Annotated in this window: 10 protein-coding genes; 4 read left to right on the top strand and 6 right to left on the bottom strand. The window is 52.5% G+C overall.

Features of this window, described 5'->3' with window-relative positions; genetic code table 11:
- Positions 1-140: 140 nt before the first annotated feature.
- The 6 genes from METH5_RS0101430 to METH5_RS0101405 form a co-directional block, all read right to left on the bottom strand.
- Positions 141-1,409 carry a nitrate regulatory protein gene (locus METH5_RS0101430; RefSeq protein ID WP_029146821.1) on the bottom strand — a complete coding sequence of 423 codons (1,269 nt, stop codon included), beginning with the start codon at positions 1,407-1,409 and terminating at the stop codon, positions 141-143.
- Between the two features lie 88 nt (positions 1,410-1,497).
- Positions 1,498-2,964 (bottom strand): efflux transporter outer membrane subunit, encoded by a 1,467-nt coding sequence (locus tag METH5_RS0101425; protein WP_232410894.1) that lies wholly within the window; start codon positions 2,962-2,964, stop codon positions 1,498-1,500.
- Positions 2,957-6,106, bottom strand: a complete 3,150-nt coding sequence (locus tag METH5_RS0101420; protein ID WP_029146819.1) for an efflux RND transporter permease subunit — start codon at positions 6,104-6,106, stop codon at positions 2,957-2,959. The genes METH5_RS0101425 and METH5_RS0101420 overlap by 8 nt, the downstream gene beginning before the upstream one ends.
- A gap of 18 nt (positions 6,107-6,124) precedes the next feature.
- On the bottom strand, positions 6,125-7,336 hold the full coding sequence (locus METH5_RS0101415) for an efflux RND transporter periplasmic adaptor subunit (RefSeq protein WP_029146818.1): 1,212 nt from the start codon (positions 7,334-7,336) through the stop codon (positions 6,125-6,127).
- Positions 7,337-7,512: 176 nt separating this feature from the next.
- Positions 7,513-9,210, bottom strand: coding sequence for a YbaL family putative K(+) efflux transporter (gene ybaL, locus METH5_RS0101410; RefSeq protein ID WP_029146817.1), 1,698 nt, complete (start codon positions 9,208-9,210; stop codon positions 7,513-7,515).
- A gap of 223 nt (positions 9,211-9,433) precedes the next feature.
- Positions 9,434-10,039, bottom strand: a complete 606-nt coding sequence (locus METH5_RS0101405; RefSeq protein WP_029146816.1) for a TetR family transcriptional regulator — start codon at positions 10,037-10,039, stop codon at positions 9,434-9,436.
- A gap of 126 nt (positions 10,040-10,165) precedes the next feature.
- Between METH5_RS0101405 and METH5_RS14680 the strand changes: the two genes are divergently transcribed.
- From METH5_RS14680 to METH5_RS0101385, 4 genes are all read left to right on the top strand, one after another.
- Complete coding sequence (locus tag METH5_RS14680) at positions 10,166-11,329, top strand: efflux RND transporter periplasmic adaptor subunit (RefSeq protein WP_051412806.1); 1,164 nt, start codon at positions 10,166-10,168, stop codon at positions 11,327-11,329.
- Positions 11,326-14,436, top strand: a complete 3,111-nt coding sequence (locus tag METH5_RS0101395; RefSeq protein WP_029146815.1) for a multidrug efflux RND transporter permease subunit — start codon at positions 11,326-11,328, stop codon at positions 14,434-14,436. Before METH5_RS14680 ends, METH5_RS0101395 begins: the two co-directional genes overlap by 4 nt.
- The gene (locus tag METH5_RS0101390) at positions 14,426-15,808 is read left to right on the top strand and encodes an efflux transporter outer membrane subunit (RefSeq protein ID WP_029146814.1); all 1,383 of its coding nucleotides are present in this window, start codon (positions 14,426-14,428) and stop codon (positions 15,806-15,808) included. The genes METH5_RS0101395 and METH5_RS0101390 overlap by 11 nt, the downstream gene beginning before the upstream one ends.
- A gap of 126 nt (positions 15,809-15,934) precedes the next feature.
- Entirely contained in the window at positions 15,935-17,161 is a 1,227-nt protein-coding gene (locus METH5_RS0101385; RefSeq protein ID WP_029146813.1) for an IS256 family transposase, read from the top strand.
- Positions 17,162-17,305 lie beyond the last annotated feature (144 nt).

Below are 17,305 nucleotides of genomic sequence, written 5' to 3'. Positions count from 1 at the left end.
CAATTGCCGTGCCAGCTGGCACACTATTTTTAAGTGATTGTTTAATATTGGTTTTTTTTGAGGGCTGCGTTTTTATGCAGCCTTTTTAGCGGGGGGGAGTTCGCACCATACGTGTGCGGATGCACCAATTTGACGGGCGTTTAGCTTGAGCGTGCGTGATGTGCCAGAACGTTTTCTGCCACATCAATAATCTTGCGGTTTTGCTCCATGGCAATGCTGCGCATGGTTTTATAGGCTTCCATTTCATTGAGCCCGCGCGTGCTCATGAGCAGGCCTTTGGCGCGCTCAATCAGCTTGCGTTCGGCCAGCGCTTTTTTGGTGTCAGACAGCTCGCCTTCCATCTCGGCAATTTGCCGCGATTGCTGTTGCAATAGCGTAATCATGGATGCCATCGGGTATGCTTGCGAGGTGTCATGGGCCTGAAAATTTAAAGCATTTTCGACCGGAATCGCCAGGTTAAAAAAGGTGCTGTTAAGTGCCGCAGCAGGGGTGGCCTGAATCGCCTCTAAATATTGGCGTGTTTGCTCAAAGTCGCTCTTGGCCTTGCTTGCCAGCCCGGCCAGTAATTCATGCATGGTTTGAATGAGCTGACATTGAATCTGCCACATCGCGCTCAAACGCTTGCTGCACAACTCAAACCAGACATCTGCGCTACTGGGGGTGAGTGCCTGCTGGTCTTTGGCATGGCTTAGTTTGGCGCGATATTGCTGGTGTTGCTGGTGCCAGCTGGTTGATTGCAAGGCCGTCCATGACGCGCATACTTCTTCGCTGCCAAACTGGCAAAATAATTCAAAGTGACGATCTTGCTGGGCGATCAGTTCAAACAGCTTTTGCTGATGGGTAAGCTGCAGGCTGCCTGAGCCAAACATATACGCCCCCACGGCGCGCTCTTGCCCGGCAAACTCTTTGCCCTGGATCAGGTTGTAGAGCGTGAGCAAACAGGTGGAAATTTTGCTATTGACCGAGCTATCTGTGATCTCAAAAATCAGCGCAATCAGGCTGCCGATTAAGCGGCTAAACGATTCAATACAGTCGGCAAAAGAGATTTTTTGCAAGGTGATCTGATGGCGCAAAGAGGTCATCTGATCGAGGCCCAGCAATATCCACGAGGTGAGCGTTAACTGCTTGGCATCTGCCAGCGAGTTTTTATGCAAGTGCTGTTGCAGCGCTTCTCTAAAGCTGGCTTCCATCGCCTGGTTTTGTATGATGATGTCGGCACGTTCTGGCGCAAAGCGCTGCCCGTTTGAGGCAATATACAAGCAACTGGCACCACGTTCGGCCTGTAACTGATGGATTAACTGGCCAATGTTTTCGACAAATGCGATGCAGCTATCGAGTCGCTCCAGCTCCTCGATATGTCTGATTTTGGCCAAGGTAATGGTTTGGGCAGGGGATATTTCTGTGTTCATCACTAGGCACCAAGCAAGAAGTGTGCGCGACTTGGTGGGTATCTCTATATTTAATGTTAAAAACGACTATTTGCATACGCGCATTCACTTAATGCCAACCACCACCCATGACTTTGTACAAAGTCAGCTGGCTGGTGGCCTCGCTTAGTTGCAACGTGACCAGCGATTGCTCGGCAGTATAGTGTGTGCGTTGAGCATCCAGCACGACCAGGTAGCTGTCGACACCATTTTTAAAGCGGACGTCAGCCAGCTGGAACGCGGCATTGGCGGCATTGGTGAGAGACTGCTGGGCATCTAGTTGGGATTGCAAACCTTCACGCAGCACTAAGACGTCAGCCACTTCGCGGAACGCAGTTTGCACGGTTTTTTCGTATTGTGCGAGCAAAATATCACGGTTTTTTTCTGCCGAGGTTAAATTGGCACGGTTACGGCCAGCATTGAAGATAGGCAGGCTGATTTGCGGCACAAAGGTCCAGATGCCGGAGTTCTTAGCAAACAGGCCGGACAATTCGGTGCTGGCTGAGCCGACTGTGGTGGTCAGGCTGATGGTGGGGAAGAAGGCCGCGCGCAAGGCGCCGATATTGGCATTGGCGCCTTCCAGCAAGTGTTCTGCTGCGCGCACATCTGGCCGTTGTTGCAAAGTCTCTGAACTCACGCCGCCAGGCAAAGGCGTTGCAAGTACGACACTGCTCAGGCTGGCTTCTGGCAGCCACTGCTCGGGCACCATGCTGCCTGCCAGCAGGTTGAGCGCATTGATATCTTGCTTGACTTGCATGGTATAAGTGGCCACGGCGACGCGTGCGCTATCGACACTGGTTTGCAGTTGCTTCAAGGTCAGCGCGTTGGCCACACCGAGGTCAAACATTTTCTGGTTGATGTTGTAAGTGGCTTGCTGGCTTTGCAGCGTTTGCTGGGCAATCGCGAGTCGTTTTTTATCGGCGGCCAGTGTGAGCCAGGCGGTAGAGACTTCGGCAATCAGGCTGATTTGCGTACTGTGGTGATTCTCTTCATTAGCGTAAAACGTTTGCAATGCCTGCTGGTTAAGGTTGCGTATGCGGCTAAACAAATCCAGTTCATAAGCGCTAAAACCGACAGTCGCACGGTAAATATGCGAGATATTGCCACTACTGTTGCTACTGCCCGATGTGCCGGTTGCCGCCCCTGAGGTGTTGCCCGCTGTATTGTTGCTGGCACTCGCCATACCTTTTGAGGCCGTTTCAGCCACCGTTGCGGCCACGGTTGGGAACAGATCGGCGCGTTGTACCTGATACAGGGCGCGCGATCGTTCTATGGTCAGCGCGGCCACTTGCAGGTCACGATTGTTTTTGAGTGCCAGCGCGATGACCTGACGCAAGTTTTCATCACTGATAAACGATTGCCATGGCAGGTCAGTAAATGCTTTCTGGTCATTTGCTGCATTGCCCAGCGTGGCCGGGACAGGCGCCGCAGGGCGTGTATAAAATGGTGCCAGGTCTATGCAGCCACTCAGGCCCAGCGTTAGTGCCATCAGCCCAGCCAGGGTTTTCGGGTTGAATATCATCATCTGTTTAGTCATGAGCCGTGTGTGCAATAGGGGGCACTGCTGGTTGATAAGGGAACAGCGAGCGTATCAGCACATAAAACAGCGGCACAAAAAACACGCCCAAAAAGGTGGCCGTCAGCATGCCGCCGAGTACGCCAGTCCCAATCGCCTGGCGGCTAACTGCGCCTGCACCGTGACTAAATGCCAGCGGCAGCACGCCAAAAATAAAGGCGAGCGAAGTCATGAGAATAGGCCGCAAGCGCAGTTTCACGGCTTCCAGCGTGGCTGTCAGCAACGGTTGGCCACGCTCTTGCAAATGCTTGGCGAATTCGACAATCAGGATGGCGTTTTTGGCTGACAGGCCTATGGTCGTCAGCAAGCCGACCTGGAAGTAAACGTCGGCGGTCATGCCGCGCAAGCTGGTGGCCATGACCGCGCCCAGAATCCCCAACGGTACTACCATAATCACCGAGAAGGGCACCGCCCAGCTTTCGTATAGCGCCGCCAGGCACAGGAACACAAATACCACTGAGACGGCATACAATAATGGGGCTTGTGAGCCTGAGAGTCGCTCCTGGTAGGATTGCGCACTCCACTCATAGCCTATGCCAGCCGGTAATTGCTTGATAATGCTTTCAGCAATGCGCATGGCTTCGCCGGTACTGATGCCTTTGGCCGCTTCACCAACGATTTCGACGGAAGAAATACCGTTATAGCGTTCTAACAGCGGTGAGCCAGAGACCCAGCGCGTATTAGAAAATGCAGAGAAAGGCACCATGTCGTTGGTGCTGTTGCGCACATACCAGCGATCAATATCTTCAGGTTGCATGCGGTACGGTGCATCGCCTTGCAAATAGACCTTTTTCACGCGGCCCTTATTGATAAAGTCATTCACATAGGTGCCACCCATGGCGATAGACAGCGTGGAGTTGATATTGGCCGTGGTCAGGTTGTAAATGCCAGTTTTCTGGTCATCTATATTGAGCCTGAACATAGGCGTATCATCCAGCCCGCTCGGGCGCACGCGGTTTAGTTTCGGGTTGTCAGCGGCCAGTTGTACAAATGTATTTCTGGCGTCCATCAGTCCCTGGTGCCCCAAGCCACCGACATCCTTGAGTTCCAGTGTAAAGCCGGAGCCCTGGCCCAGGCCACGTACAGGCGCAGGCTGGTTGACAAACAGTTTGGCATCGCGGATTTTTGACAAGGCTTTGGTCATCTTGTCTGCGAGTGATGCCGCATCTTCGCCTTCGCCACGCAGCTCCCAATCCTTGAGCCGGATAAATGCGCGGCCGGTGTTCTGACTGCCACCACCGCCCTGGCCGAGGCCAGCAATGGTCAAATATTCATCAATGACCGCTTCCTGACCGTCCAGGTAGTGCTCGATTTGACGCAGCACCCGCTGCATCCTGCTATCCGTTGCACCCACTGGTAACTGAATCTGTGCCATGAGGATGCCCTGATCTTCGGTGGGCAGGAAGGAACTGGGTAAACGCAGGAACAGGAAAGCCAGCAAGGCAAGAATGCCTGCATATATCACCATGGTGAATAGTTTCTGGCGCAGGATTTTTTCGACCACCGCCTGGTAGCCATTGGCAAAGGCCTCGAACGTCGGGTTAAACCAGCGGAAAAACCAGCCGAACAGGCCACCTGTCGCCGCATGGTGATGGTTGGATGGCGTGAGCATGGTTGCACACAGGGCAGGGGTCAATGTCAGCGCAACCAGCACAGACAGCAACATGGCTGACACAATGGTGATGGAGAACTGGCGGTAAATCACGCCGGTGGCGCCACCAAAAAAGGCCATGGGGATAAACACGGCAGACAGTACCAGTGAAATGCCGACCAGGGCACTGGTAATTTCACCCATGGATTTGCGCGTCGCTTCTTTCGGGCTCAGGCCTTCTTCGCGCATCACACGCTCGACGTTTTCCACCACCACAATGGCATCATCCACCAGCAGGCCAATCGCTAGCACCAGGCCAAACATGGTCAGTGTATTGATCGAAAAACCAAACGCTGCCAGTACGCCAAACGTGCCGAGTAGCACCACCGGCACCGCAATCGCCGGAATCAGCGTCGCGCGCAGGTTTTGCAAAAACACATACATGATAATCACGACCAGCAGGATTGCCTCTACCAGTGACTTGACGACCTCTTTGATGGAAATACGCACAAATGGTGTCGTGTCATAAGGGATGTGGATACTGAGTTTTAACTCGGGCGGAAAATACGGTTCCAGCGCTGCCAGTTTGTCTTTAACAGCTTGCGCTGTGGCCAGCGCATTGGCACCTGAGGCGAGTTTGACACCAAAGGCTGCTGATGTTTTACCGTTGAGGTTGGCGACCGGGGTGTAACTCTCGGCACCGAGTTCCACGCGGGCGACATCTGACAAATGCACCACGTAACCGTCTGCGCCGGACTTGACGATAATCTGGTTGAATTGTTCTACGGTTTGCAATTTACTGCGGGCGGTAATCGGCGCATTCAAGCCTTGGCCTTTGACTGAAGGCAGCGCGCCTAACTGGCCAGAGGAAACTTCGGTATTCTGTGCCTGCACGGCCGCTGAAATATCAGAAGGAATCAGGTTGTATTTTTGCAGCTTGGCCGGGTCCAGCCAAATGCGCATGGCGTAACCCGCGCTCAGGGTTTGTACATCGCCCACCCCGTCCAGGCGGCTGATCTGGTCAATCAGGTTGCTAGAAATATAATCACCGATATCAATGGCGCGTACCGTCGGGCTGTCAGACATCAGTGAAATCATCATCAGGAAGTCAATGCCGGTTTTGGCGACGGTCACGCCCTGGCTTTGTACAATCTGCGGCAGCCTGGGCATGGCCTGCTGCAATTTATTTTGCACCTGCATCTGTGCCACATCGGGGTTGGTGCCGGCATCAAAGGTGAGGCTGATATTGGCCGTGCCCGATGACGTACTGCTGGCAGACATATAGGTCAGGTTATCAATCCCCTTCATGTACTGCTCAATTACCTGCGTCACCGAGTTTTCAATGGTGTCTGCCGCGGCGCCAGTATAAGTCGCGTTAATAGACACGCGCGGTGGCGCAATATCCGGGTATTGTTCCAGCGGCAGCCACTCGATGGCGCCTATGCCTGCCAGCATGATGACAATCGCAATCACCCAGGCAAAGATAGGGCGTTGGATAAAAAAGGACGCCATAATTAAATTCTCTTCTGGTTAGCGGACAGGGTTCACGGTAGCAGCTTGTGCTGCGGTCGCTGCGGTGGCATCGGTATGGCTGTTTGCGGCAAAGGGCACGGCCTTCACTTCACTGCCGACACTGATGCCTTGTATGCCATCCATAATGACGCGGTCACCAGGCTGCAAGCCGTTCGACACCCGCCACTGCTCGCCTTGGGCGCCACTGGTTTCTATCGTTTGTTGCACCATTTTTTGCGCGGCATCAACCAGCAGCACGGTTGCTTCGCCACGCGTATTTCTACTCACGGCGCGTTGCGGCACCAAAATGGCAGCCTTGTCTTCTGCCATATCAATCAGCGCGTGCACATACATGCCTGGCAACAAGATGCCCTCGGGGTTGGGCACCACCGCCCGCAAGGTGACGGCGCCAGAAGTCGTATTAACACTGATGCCATTGAATTTGAGTTTACCTGCGTGCGCATAACTAGAGCCGTCTTCCAGCACTACCCGCACTGCAATTTCCTTTTGTGCCGTGTTGCTAAGCTTGCCACTGGCAATATCGTGCTTGAGTTTAAGTAAATCGCTACTCGATTGAATCACATCTACATAAATCGGGTCCAGTTGTTGCACAGTTGTCAGCGCCGTCTCTTGGCTGGCGGTGACTAATGCACCCGGTGTGACGGTTGAGGTAGCCACAAAGCCGGTAATCGGTGACACGACGCGCGTGAAATCAAGGTTTATTTTTGCCGTAGCCAGCGCTGCTTTGGCAGCAGCAACATCGGCTTCCCCTTGTTGCAGGGCAGCCTGCGCATCGTCATTATCCTGTTTGCTGATGGCATTGATTTTAACCAGCTCCAGGTAACGGCCCGCTTTGAGTTTGAGCGTGGTCAGCGTGGCCTGGGTTTTTTGTAGCGCGGCCGCCGCACTTTGATAGCTGGCCTGATAAGGCGCAGGCTCAATTTGATAGAGCAGTGCGCCCGCTTTAACCAAGGCGCCTTCAGTAAATGCACGTTGACGAATAATGCCGCCAACTTGTGGTCGCACTTCAGAAATCATAAACGGGTTAGTGCGGCCAGGCAGGTCGGCCACAATGAGCTGGCTGGCGGGCTGTACGGTAATCACGCCGACTTCAGGCGTTTTTTTGGGTGGTTTGTTGTCTGATTTGCCTGATGAGCAGGCCACCAGTGTCAGGCTGACAAGGCCTAGCAACCATAAACCAGATTTAGCGTAAAAGGGAGAGGTATTCATAGAGTGCCAATATTGAGTATCGTTATTCTTGTCTGACAAGATTGTACTGTGTTTGATTGGGCGTGAATGTAACGATACGTATCGACTGCCAATACAATGACATCATAACGTTAAATGCGCTTTTTCTTCAAAAAATAAGGGCTGCAGAAGCAGCCCTTATTAACATTTTGATGCCCTTACAGCACGTGACGCTCAAAACGCTGTAGCACATGGGCAGACATGCCTTTGGCCAGCTCTTCTTCGCCAAAAAATACGGCTTGGCCCAGGTCTTTTTGCAGGCGCTGGTATTCATCTTCATGGTGGGTACGAATCACCACTTCAATGTCAGGTTTCAACTGTTTGGCAATGTCGACGATTTTGCGGATGTCCATGGCGTCCGGTGTCGCAATAATCAGCATGGCCGCATTGGCGATGTGCGCCTGTATCAGCACCATTGGGTCTGCAGCGTTACCTGATACCGCCGGTTGGCCTTGCTTGCGCAGTTTCTCTACCAGTTCGCGGTTTTGTTCGGCTACCACAAACGGGATCGCAGAATCTGTGAGCGATTGCGCAATGCGCTTGCCCACGCGGCCAAAGCCCACCAGTACCACCTGGCCTTCAAGAAACTTGCGCTCAGTCGACATCGGCAATTCACTGTAAGGGTCCATACGCAAAGACAAACGCCGCGCCACATCAGATTTATTCACCACCCAGTTTGCCAATGGTTTAATCGAGGCAAACACCAGCGGGTTCAAGGCAATCGAAATCAGCGCGCCCGCCAGCACCAGGCTCATGCCGTCTTGCGACAACAGATTGAGTGACACACCAAGCCCTGCCAAAATAAACGAAAACTCACCGATTTGCGCCAAACTGGCCGCTACGGTTAAGGCCGTATTTAAGGGGTAGCGCAGCGCCAGCACAATGGCGACGGCTGCCAGCGATTTACCCAGAATAATAATCGCCACTACCGATAACACTTGCATCGGTTGCTTGAGCAAAATAGCCGGGTCAAACAGCATGCCGACGGCGACAAAAAACAGCACGGCAAATGCATCGCGAAACGGCAGTGAGTCTTCGGCGGCCCGGTGGCTGTATTCGGATTCGCGCATAATCATGCCCGCGAAAAAAGCGCCCAGTGCAAACGAAACATGAAACAGGGATGACGCAAAAAAAGCGACGCCGATAGCGACGGCAATCACCGTTAAGGTAAACAGCTCGCGCGAGCCGGTGCCCGCCACGTACCACAGCAACCAGGGTAATACGCGTTTACCGATGACCAGCATCACCACCACAAACCCGGTGATTTCAAGCAAGGTAATGCCTATGGTCTCCCAAATGGCACTGGCATTTGTGGCTTCGCCCTGGCCACCCAATACGCCTGCCAGCGCTGGCATCAATACCAGCACCAGTACGGTCACCATGTCTTCTACCACCAGCCAGCCGACGGCAATTTTGCCGTTCATGCTTTCCAGAATGCGTCTGGATTCGAGCGCTTTAAGTAACACCACGGTACTGGCGCAAGACAGCGACAAGCCAAACACCAGGCCGTGCCCCATGCTCCAGCCCCAATAGTGGGCAACCAGCATACCGAGCAACGTCGCCAGCGTCATTTGCGCCAGTGCGCCGGGCAGGGCGATGCGCTTGACCGACATTAAATCTTGAATCGAAAAGTGCAAACCTACGCCAAACATCAGCAACATGACGCCAATTTCTGATAATTGCGAGGCAATTTCAATGTCGGCAACAAAGCCAGGCGTGGCTGGGCCGATGATAATGCCGGCAAATAAATAACCGATCAGCGCTGGAAATTTGAGTTTTTCGGCGATGAGGCCGAACACCAATGCCAGCGCAAACGCGGCGGCAATGGTGGTAATGAGTGATAGGTTATGGTCCATAGCAATTTTTTCTTAAATTATAGTTATAAGGTGGTGTCAGGTGACTGAGTGAGCGCCATGTGATGATAAAAACGGCGCGGTCAGTCATACTGACCCTGATCACACTAAAAAGTTGAACAATTTATTGTCATCAATGTATCCAGCGCTTATCTTGCCGGAAGGCAGGCGTATTCGTCAATGCTTGAGCGCAATGATTAACGCCCGGTTCTGGCGCCAATTCTGGCTAAAAAAGGGGCATAGACAAGCGCTGCAGGCCGTACTCACACAGTTGCTCGGCGCGTTGCCAGCGCTGTGATTCACTCAGGCTGCCAAAATAAATGATGCTGAACACACCCTCAATAATCGACTGGCAATACAGGCTGATTAAATCAAAATCAACGTCTGCTGATAATTCGCCTTGTGCAATTGCCTGTTTCAGCAGGCAATCTATTTGCGCAATGCGTTTTTTCTCCCAGGCAAAGCGCAGGTGCAATAACTCCGGTGAATCATCAATGCCGATATAAAGAAAAAACAGCACGCGCTGGATCGAGCTGGGCTCGATATAGCTGCGGATTTCCTGCAAACAGTATTCTTTGAGATTGCAGAGGGCGTTGAGTGCTGGTTGGTGTTGAAACGGTGAAGCGGCTTGGATCACGCGCTCTGCCATGGCGGTGGCGACTTCCAGCTTGCCTTTGTAATGGCCATACACCGCGCCGCGCGAAAGCTGGGCGGCCTCGGCGATTTCCGCCATGGTGGTGATGGTAAAGCCGTTGCGATAAAACACGTGTTCGGCCGCATCCAGTATCTGGTCGCGGGTTTTTTGCGCCTCTTCTTTGGTTTTTCTGGCCATGATCTCTAGGTCTATCATTCCTCAAACAATGGCATATGATACCAAAAAATAATTAATCAGTCATGATTGATTAATTATTGAAGGGCAGATAGAATATTGACGTCGATATAGTCAGAAGGCATGTTCATGTCCCGTTTTTTTGTGAGCACGGTGTCTATCACCACGCTATTGTTATTGCAGTTATCTGCGTGCAGCAAGCCCGAGCAAGCCACCCAGGCCGCCGGCGCCCCCCCTGAGGTCGAGGTGATTGCGGTGCAAACCGCCGATATTCCGGCTGAAGTTGAGTTGCCAGGCCGCGTAGAAGCCTATCGGATTGCCGAGGTGCGTGCGCGGGTCTCTGGCATTGTCTCCAAACGGCTTTATCAGGAAGGCCAGGCGGTTAAAGCCGGCACGCCATTGTTTACGCTTAACCCCGAGCAGTTGCAGGCCAGCAAGCTGGAAGCCGATGCCGAGTTGGCCAGAACCGAAGCTAACCTAGTCAACGCCAACGACAAATTGCAACGTTACCAGGCGCTGATTGGTGACCAGTCGGTGAGCCAGCGTGATTACAGGGCAGCACAAGCGGAGGCGCAGTTGGCCAAAGCAGAAGTCGCCGCGGCGCAAGCCAAGTTGAATCGTGCCAAACTCGATGTGGGCTATGCCAATGTGACCTCGCCAATTGATGGCGTGGCGCGGCGTGCGCTGGTGACCGAAGGTGCGCTGGTGGGTAAAGACGAAGCCACGCACATGACCACGGTTGAGCAAATCAACCCGGTCTATGTCAATTTTTCGCAGTCCTCTTCTGAAGTGTTTGCTTTGCGCAAGGCGCTGCGCGACGGGCAGTTAAAAGGCAGTAATGGCCAGTTGCAAATTGCCTTGATCTTGCCAGATGGCTCAACCTACGCCAACACCGGTAAATTGTCTTTTTCGGATGTATCGGTAAATCAAACCACAGACTCAGTGGTGATGCGCGCGATTTTTGAGAATCCGCAACAGGAGTTGATGCCGGGTGCCTATGTGCGGCTAAACATTCGTCAGGCGACCAACCCTCACGCGATTTTGATTCCGCGCGATGCCTTGATGCGTGACCAGTTTTCTAGTCGCGTCTGGGTGGTGAATAGTAAAAGTGAGCTGGAGTCGCGCGAGGTGCAAACTGGCCGTGTGCTGGATAAACAATGGGTGATTGAGCAGGGCTTGCAAGCAGGCGAACAGGTAGTGGTGACCAATGCCAGCACGCAAACGGCTGGCATTAAAGTGACGCCCAAGCTGCTAAAAACAAATGCACCTGCATTATCGAAAGTGGCGCCATGAGTCGGTTTTTTATTGATCGGCCCATTTTTGCCTGGGTGATTGCTATTTTGATTGTGCTGGCCGGTTTAATCGCCATCAAACAATTACCGATTGCGCAGTATCCTGACATCGCACCGCCAGTGGTGAATATCGCGGCCACTTATCCTGGCGCGTCGGCCAAGGTGGTTGAAGAAACCGTGACCTCGATTATCGAGCGCGAAATGAACGGTATCCCCGGCCTGATGTATGTGTCTGCCACCAGCAACTTTGGCATGGCGTCAGTCAGCGTGACCTTTAGGCAGGGCACTAACCCAGATTTAGCGGCGGTAGATGTGCAAAACCGCCTAAAAAGTGTTGAGGTGCGCTTGCCGGAAATTGTGCGGCGTAGTGGCATTTTGGTCGAGAAATCGGCAGACAGTTTTCAACTGATTGTGTCATTAACTTCAGAGGATAACCGTTATAGCGAGATTGACCTGGGTGAGTTGTCATCGGCGACCGTGATGCCTACGCTCAAGCGTGTGCAAGGTGTCGGCAAGGTGCAGTCATTTAGCCCGGAATACGCCATGCGCATCTGGCCAGACCCGCAAAAAATGGCGGGCTTGAATGTCAGTGTGACCGAAATTTCAAATGCCTTGCGTAGCTACAATACGCGCCTGACCTTGGGCCAGGTGGGTGCCAGCGGCGTGCCTGAAGGCGCACCGCTCAGCGTCTCCCTAGAGGCTGAAGCGACGCTCAAAACCGTAGAAGATTTTGCCAATGTGCCGATACGCTCACAGGCCGATGGCTCAGCCTTGCTGGTAAAAGATGTGGCTCGGGTAGAGTTGGGTAGCAGTGACTATACTTATAGCTCAAAAGTAAACGGCAAAAATGCGGCCGGCATGGCCGTGAAACTGGCGCCAGGCTCTAATGCGGTGGAGACGATCAAGCGCGTGAAAGTGGCCATGGAGCAAATGCAGCCCTATTTCCCGCCAAATGTCGTGTTTCAACTGTCATATGACTCATCCGCCTTTGTGTCTATCTCGATTAAAAAAGTGATTCAAACGCTGGTAGAAGCGGTATTGCTGGTGTTTGTGGTCATGTATCTGTTCATGCAAAACCTGCGTGCCACGCTGATCCCAACCATTGTGGTGCCAATTGCCTTGATGGGCACGTTTGCCGTCATGTATTGGTTGGGCTATTCGATTAACGTACTCACTATGTTTGGCGTGGTGCTGGCGATTGGCATTCTGGTGGATGATGCCATCGTGGTGGTGGAAAACGTCGAACGCCTGATTGTCGACGAGGGTTTATCACCTTATGACGCCACTGTAAAAGCCATGTCGCAGATCAGTGGCGCTGTTATCGGCATCACCGCGGTACTGGTGTCGGTGTTTATCCCGATGGCCTTTTTTAGTGGTGCGGTCGGTAATATCTATCGCCAGTTTTCACTGGCGCTGTCTGTCTCTATCAGTTTCTCGGCCTTTTTGGCGTTATCACTCACGCCCGCATTATGTGTGACGCTGTTGCGGCATGAGGCCGGCACCAAAGCGCGCTTTTTTGTCTGGTTTAACCGCAGCTTTCAGTGCTTGACCGAGCGTTATACACGCCTGACCGGCGGTTTGCTCAATAAACCATTGCGCTGGCTGGGCGTGTTTGCGCTGATTGTGGCGCTGGTTGGCTGGTTATTTATGCGTTTGCCTGGGGCTTTTTTGCCAGAAGAAGACCAGGGTAACTTTATGGTCATGGTGTCATTGCCACAAGGGGCGACGCTGGCAGAAACCGCCGACGTACTGGGCGACATGAGCCGTTATATTCAGCAGCATGAGCCAGTCGATATTATTTTTGAGGTCAGCGGCTTTAGTTTTTACGGCACCAGCACCAATAGCGGCATGCTGTTTATTACACTCAAAGACTGGGCTGAGCGACCCAAAGCAGAGCAACAGGTGCAGGCGATTGTGAATCGTGTGAATCAGCACTTTTATGGCCGCCCTAATTTGAGTATTTTTGCCATGAACGCACCGCCATTGCCAGAGTTAGGCGGTGTAGGCGGCTTTGACCTCAAGTTAGTAGATAGAGCCAGTGTGGGCGTCGAAACCTTGATGAAGGCGCGCGATCAGTTGCTGGCCGAGTCGACCAAGCACCCTGAGCTGGCCAATGTATTATTTGCCGGTTTGTATGATACGCCGGTGGTCAATATGCAGCTCAACCGCAGCAAGGCAAATGCATTAGGTATTTCTTTAGATGAAGTGAATGATTCATTGGCAACCTTGCTTGGCTCTAATTACCTGGGTGATTTTGTCTATGGCAGCCAGGTGCGCCGGGTGATTGTGCAAGCGGATGGCAAGCAGCGCCAGACCGTGGAAGACATCAAAAAGATCCGCCTGAAAGCAGCCGATGGCAGCCTGGTGCCGCTTTCCTCCATCATGACCCTGGATTGGGCCATGGGCACGCCACAACGCACGCGCTTTAACGGCTTTCCGTCATTTAATATTAATGGCGGGGCCGGGCCTGGGTATAGCAGCGGGGCGGCGATGCAAAAAATGGAGCAATTGGTGCAAGGCCTGGGTAAAGGTATTGGACTGGAATGGGCCGGGCAATCGCTGGAAGAAAAACAGTCTGGTAGCCAGGCGACGATGTTATTCGCGTTATCTATTCTGGTCGTGTTTTTGGTGCTGGCCGCCTTGTATGAAAGCTGGGCGATTCCGTTTGCCGTGATTTTGGTGGTGCCATTAGGCGTATTAGGGGCTTTGCTTGGCGTGACCTTGCGTGGTTTGCCCAACGATATTTACTTTAAGGTAGGTTTGATTGCCACCATCGGTTTGTCGGCTAAAAACGCGATTTTAATTGTCGAGTTTGCGCGTGAGCATGTGCTGCAAGGCATGCCACTCATACAAGCCAGTTTATTAGCCGCTAAAGAGCGTTTACGGCCGATTGTGATGACCTCGCTGGCGTTTGGTGTCGGCGTGATTCCGTTGGCATTTTCTACCGGTGCCGCCTCTGGTGCGCAAATTGCCATCGGCACCAGCGTGCTGGGCGGCATTATCGCTGCGACCTTGCTCGCGATCTTTTTTGTACCGTTGTTTTTTATTGTGGTGGGGCGCTGGATGAAAAAGCCAGCCACACAGCAAAGGGTGTCACATGAAGTTTAGCCGTATTTCAGCCATGATTGTTTTGGCCTTTGCTATGAGCAGCTGCTCGCTGGTGCCTGAGTATTTCCGGCCAGCCGCGCCAGTGCCCGAGGCTTACCCAGGCCAGCCAGCAAATGAGACTGTCACCGAAGCACCGCCACTTACCTGGCAAAGCTATTTTGCCGATGCAGACTTGCAGAAATTGATACAAGTCGGTTTAGAGCATAACCGTGACCTCAAAACCGCGGTGCTACGCATGGACGAAGCCAAGGCGACTTATGGCATCCAGAAGGCCGACCGTCTGCCCACCATACAAGGCAACCTGAATTACGACCGTAACAGAACGGTGTTTAGCTCTAGCCAGGCGTTTGAGGCCGAGTTGTACAAGGCCGGGGTAGGCATTTCTGATTATGAAGTGGACGTGTTTGGCCGCGTTAAAAGTTTGACGCAAGCCGCGCTGGAACAATACCTCGCCGTCACCGAAAACCGGCAGGCCATCCAGGCCACACTGGTGAGCGAGATTGCGACCCAGTATGTCAACCTGCTCGCTGTTCACGCGCAGCTTAAAGTCACGCAGCAAACCCTGGCTGACAGGCAGCAATCATTGCAGCGCACGCAACGCCGCTTTGACGCCGGGCTGGATCAGATACTAGATGTGAAAGCCGCCCAGATTCAGGTCGAGCAAGTGCAAGCACAGCAAGCGCAATGGCAGCGCCAGTTAGCCACCACACAAAACGCCTTGTACTTACTGCTAGGTGAATCATCACAACGCACACCATTAGTCATCAAGCCTTTAGAGGACTTAAAGCTAGCCGACGTCACACCAGGCTTACCTTCCAGCTTGCTGACCAGACGCGCCGATATCCGTGCTGCAGAGCATCAACTCAAAGCCGCCAATGCCAATATTGGTGCCGCCAGAGCCGCGTTTTACCCGCGCTTGCAACTTACCACCAATGTCGGTTTGGTGAATTCAGACTTCTCCAAACTGTTTTCAGACACCGGCAGCAACTACTGGGCATTTAGCCCACAACTGGTGATCCCGATTTTTAACTACGGCCGCAACAAAGCCAACCTCAACCTGGCCCAAACCCGCCAGCGTATTGAGGTGGTGAATTACGAAAAAACTATACAAACTGCGTTTAAGGATGTGATGGATGTGTTGAGCACGCGTACGGTGATTAGCGAAGAAACCGCCGCCAGAAATCGCTTGCGTGAACTGGAAAGCAGCCGTTTGCAACTGGTGCAACGTAAGTTAGATCAAGGTTTGGTCACGTATTTAGAGTTGTTAGATGCACAGCGCAGTGTGCTGGATGCGCAGTCGCAACTGGTGCAGATACAGCAGCAGGCATTGCAGAATCAGGTGGGGCTGTATAAGGCGTTGGGTGGGAGCTAAGTTTTCATAAAAGGTGTGATTGACGGGTTGATGCTTATCTCTTGGGATGGTCTAAATCGAGGGTATAAATAATTTTGTGTAAACGGTCATTTTGCAGGAAACTGCGCACGTACTTTTGGAGTAGAAATGACCGTATCAAAACCCCTACCCAACGATCTGATTGATGGATTGTTGGCGAACTATAAAAAGCCCGAAGATTTAATTGGTGAGAATGGCCTGCTCAAGCAGTTAACCAAAGCACTGGTTGAACGTGCCCTTGAAGCAGAGATGGCCGAACACCTTGGCCACGATAAACATGCGCCAGTGAAGAATGCCACTGGCAACACCCGCAACGGTAAAAGCAGCAAGACCCTCAAAGGAGACTTTGGTGAGCTGCCGATTGAAATCCCCCGTGACCGCGCAGGCAGCTTCGAGCCACAACTGATCCCCAAGCATCAAACCCGCTGGTCGGGCTTTGATGAGAAGATTATCTCGCTATACGCCAGAGGCATGACAGTACGTGAGATTCAACAGCACTTGTCAGAGATGTACGGCACAGAGATTTCACCGACGCTGATTTCCAATGTCACTGATGCAGTGATTGATGAGGTTAAGCTGTGGCAATCTCGCCCTCTCGACAGCATTTACCCTATTGTCTATCTGGACTGCATCCATGTCAAAGTCAGAGATACTGGTAGTGTGCGTGCCAAGGCGGTGTATCTCGCCATAGGCGTCAACATGGACGGTCACAAGGAAGTGATGGGCTTATGGATTGCGCAGACTGAAGGCGCCAAGTTCTGGCTGGCGGTCGTGACTGAACTCAAGAACCGTGGCGTACAAGACATCTTCATTGCCTGCGTGGATGGCTTAAAAGGTTTCCCTGAAGCGATCGAGACAGTCTATCCGCAAGCCACGGTGCAGCTTTGCATTGTCCACATGGTGCGCAACAGCCTGAACTATGTGGGCTGGAACAAGCGCAAAGCGGTTGCAGCTGACCTGAAGACGATTTACAGCGCTGCCACACTGGCTGAGGCTGAAAGGGCGCTGATGGACTTTGAGCATCAGTGGAGTGAGGCTTACCCCTTAATTGCCAAATCCTGGCGCAGCAACTGGCAGCGCATCATTCCGTTCTTTGACTATCCGCCTGAAATCAGGCGCGTGATTTACACCACCAACGCCATTGAGTCTGTGAACATGAGTCTGCGTAAAGTCACCAAGAATCGTGGTTCGTTTCCGAATGATGAGTCGTTGATTAAATTGTTCTACCTAGCATTACAAAACGCTAGCAAAAAGTGGTCTATGCCACTGAGGGATTGGAAACCTGCGCTAAACAGGTTTACCATACAGTTCGAGGACAGAATGCCTAGTCAGTAATCAACCGCCGTTTACACAAAATTCAGGACACCCTCTCTAAATCTGTTTTTACTATGCTCCCCAACCTCTTGTAAACTATCAAACTCATGGAGTCTGACCCTACAGGTTCTTCTATACAGTTCTTATTTATCTAGGATTTCAATC

The sequence above is a fragment of the Methylophilus sp. 5 genome (assembly GCF_000515275.1).
Taxonomy (GTDB): domain Bacteria; phylum Pseudomonadota; class Gammaproteobacteria; order Burkholderiales; family Methylophilaceae; genus Methylophilus.
The sequence above is the reverse complement of the archived record's forward strand: the minus strand, read 5'-3'. Positions and strand labels throughout refer to the sequence as shown.

Excerpts from the sequence above, each read along its gene's own strand:
- METH5_RS0101405 (WP_029146816.1), bottom strand. The coding sequence starts at position 10,039 with ATGGCCAGAAAAACCAAAGAAGAGGCGCAAAAAACCCGCGACCAGATA.
- METH5_RS0101415 (WP_029146818.1), bottom strand. The coding sequence starts at position 7,336 with ATGAATACCTCTCCCTTTTACGCTAAATCTGGTTTATGGTTGCTAGGC.
- METH5_RS0101395 (WP_029146815.1), top strand. The coding sequence starts at position 11,326 with ATGAGTCGGTTTTTTATTGATCGGCCCATTTTTGCCTGGGTGATTGCT.
- METH5_RS14680 (WP_051412806.1), top strand. The coding sequence starts at position 10,166 with ATGTCCCGTTTTTTTGTGAGCACGGTGTCTATCACCACGCTATTGTTA.
- METH5_RS0101430 (WP_029146821.1), bottom strand. The coding sequence starts at position 1,409 with ATGAACACAGAAATATCCCCTGCCCAAACCATTACCTTGGCCAAAATC.
- ybaL (WP_029146817.1), bottom strand. The coding sequence starts at position 9,210 with ATGGACCATAACCTATCACTCATTACCACCATTGCCGCCGCGTTTGCG.
- METH5_RS0101425 (WP_232410894.1), bottom strand. The coding sequence starts at position 2,964 with ATGACTAAACAGATGATGATATTCAACCCGAAAACCCTGGCTGGGCTG.
- METH5_RS0101390 (WP_029146814.1), top strand. The coding sequence starts at position 14,426 with ATGAAGTTTAGCCGTATTTCAGCCATGATTGTTTTGGCCTTTGCTATG.
- METH5_RS0101420 (WP_029146819.1), bottom strand. The coding sequence starts at position 6,106 with ATGGCGTCCTTTTTTATCCAACGCCCTATCTTTGCCTGGGTGATTGCG.
- METH5_RS0101385 (WP_029146813.1), top strand. The coding sequence starts at position 15,935 with ATGACCGTATCAAAACCCCTACCCAACGATCTGATTGATGGATTGTTG.